The organism is Nocardiopsis mangrovi (assembly GCF_042653925.1).
Taxonomy (GTDB): Bacteria; Actinomycetota; Actinomycetes; order Streptosporangiales; family Streptosporangiaceae; genus Nocardiopsis_B; species Nocardiopsis_B mangrovi.
This window is the reverse complement of record NZ_JBHSFQ010000079.1, coordinates 1-2,396: the sequence shown is the minus strand read 5'-3', so window position 1 is coordinate 2,396 and position 2,396 is coordinate 1. Positions and strand designations below refer to the sequence as shown.

The following is a 2,396-nucleotide window of genomic DNA, read 5'->3' as shown; positions in this document are numbered from 1 at the left end:
GAGTGTCGGTAGGCCACTGGCGAGGTTGCAACAATATGCCGCTCCTTTTCCAGTGGCCCCCGACCCGAACCCGCCGTGCACCTTTCAATGCAACGGGCTCTCTAGTGATCAATGCATGACCTATCCACGGCGGAATTCTCCCCCGTTGTGGATCTCCCCGTGGCAGGCGACACACACGACTAGCGTCTTGCGTCGCATCTTGAGCATCAAAGAAACCCACATCGGAGTGTCCTGCGTCCCCCCTTGGAGATCTGCGATTTTTCGGGTCTGGTGAACCTCCACCGGGCCGGATTTGCTGCAGATCTCACACCTATCGGATTGGAGGCGCTCGATGAGCTGCTTTCCTCTCTTCCTGGTGATGGGGGCAGCGGGCTGGTCATCGATGACCGCTTTCCTCCGCCGCTTCAGTGGAATTCCACCGAACCGCGCAACCAACGGCTTCCTTCCTGCTCGCTCTTTGCTGGCTTCAAAGCACCGACGTTTTCCTTCCGGGGTCAGAATGGTGGTCTTGTACTTGTCCGCCATCCTGGTCACCGTGGAGTCGTGCTTCGCGGCCAGCGTTTTGAGCATCGAGGTCAACATGACCCATTTCAGCCGGTCCAGCCGCCAGACATCGCCGGCCAGCAGGTAGTATTGGACGACACCCCTGTACTCCGCACCGAACCTGCCCACCAGGTCATAGTCGGGCAGGTCTCTGAGGTGCGGGAGGTATTCGGGTTTCCCGCGCTTGAGGTAGGGGGCGCATTGGGCCCTGATCACCGGCTTGGGTACGCGCAGTGCGATCTTTCCATTGGTGGAGCGCTGTCCGCGGTCGATGCGACCACCACGGGAGATCTTGGTATCGGCGTGCTGAACCGTGATCTCGTAGCCGAGGAATCTCGCTGCACCTGTTCTGGCGTGCGTGATCAGCGTCTTATCCTCGTTCAATTCCAGCTTGAGGTCGTCGCGCAGGAATTTTGCGAGTCGCTGCTTTATTTCCTCGGCTTCGGCCTTGGGTCCGATGAAACCGAGAAGATGATCATCCGCATATCTTATGTACCGCAGCCTCCGGTATCCGGGATCATGGGGATCCCCTGCCGGTAGCGTGCGGAGCTGCTGGCGCAGTTTCCGCACCTCTGTGGTCTCAGTCTTCTCCTTTCTCCACGCCTGCCTCTTCCGTATGCGGTTGATCTCGTTCTCGATCGCGCGGTAGGCGGGGTTCTTCTTTCTGCTCCCGCCTTGCGTGTATTCCGGTATCAGGACATTTTCTACGAAGCTGTCCAGCCGGTCCAGGTAGATATTGGACAGGACTGGCGAGGCCACACCGCCTTGTGGAGTACCCGATAGGGTCGGGTGGCGGACCCAGTCCTGCAGGTATCCCGCCTGCAGCATCTGTTTGATCAGGCGAAGGAACCGGTTATCGCGGATCTTCTCCGACAGGGTGGAGAGCATGACCTGGTGGTCGAGACTCCCAAAGCAGTCAGAGATGTCGCCTTCGATGAACCAGGTCGTCCCTGTCCAGTTGACTGCCACCTCGGACAGTGCCGTGTGGCATCCCCGGCGAGGGCGGAAACCGTGTGAGCGGCCGGAGAAGCGGGGTTCGTAGTACGCCTCCAATAACAGGCGGACCACTTCTCCCGCAACCTTGTCCGACCAGGAAGGAAGCCCAAGGGGACGCGTGCTCCCATTCTTTTTCGGTATATGTAATCTCCGAACGGGTTTGAATCGATAGCGTTCGTGGCGCATCGACTCAATGATGCGTCCTATTTTTGCCTCAGACATTCCGTCAGCGGTTTCCCCGCAGCCTCCGGGAGTCAAAGCACCTTGGTTGGAGTAGAGCCTCCCGTAGGCCATTAGATACAAGTCCGTGTTGAACATCTGTCTGTAGAGTTCTGTGCACGGCAGGCCGCGTCTGCCGCGCTCACGCAGGACATCCAGCACTGTTTCGGCTTTCTGCATTACGCATACCTCTCAGCTTTGGGTGTCCGGGATCACCTGGCCCCCTTCGCCCTGTGGACGGCTTTCCCGTCCTCCTTGGCAGGTCGTGACTCCTGCGACTACTACGGGGCCTCCGTCGCCTTAGGACTCGCGTCCCGTAGGCGATCCCGTGTTCGTCTCTGCCATACGTTTCGAGCGTGACTTAGGCGCCCTACTCATCTCCTTTAATCCCTTCGCTAGGGATCGTCCCGATCCTCGAAGGTTGTGCCGTAACGCTATTAATCGAGCACACAGGACGGCATCGGTGCCAGGCGCGTTTCCGATGGATGTCACACGTTTCATCGACTGGAGATTAGGATTCAGCCAATACAGGTTTCGCCGTATCACGCGGACCCCTCAACGCATCGCTTCCGCGCCTGAACGCGATCGTTGGTTTCCTGGCATGCTATTGTCCCCTTCGCCTTTTCGGTTCCGGGTAA

1 protein-coding gene is annotated in these 2,396 nt (G+C 58.7%); it reads right to left on the bottom strand.

What is annotated here, in order from left to right; all coding sequences use genetic code 11:
- Positions 1 to 120: 120 nt before the first annotated feature.
- Positions 121 to 1,938 carry a reverse transcriptase/maturase family protein gene (locus ACFO4E_RS30000; protein ID WP_378580691.1) on the bottom strand — a complete coding sequence of 606 codons (1,818 nt, stop codon included), beginning with the start codon at positions 1,936 to 1,938 and terminating at the stop codon, positions 121 to 123.
- Between the last annotated feature and the right edge of the window lie 458 nt (positions 1,939 to 2,396).

Coding starts and splice junctions, on each gene's coding strand:
- ACFO4E_RS30000 (WP_378580691.1), bottom strand. CDS start 1,938: ATGCAGAAAGCCGAAACAGTGCTGGATGTCCTGCGTGAGCGCGGCAGA.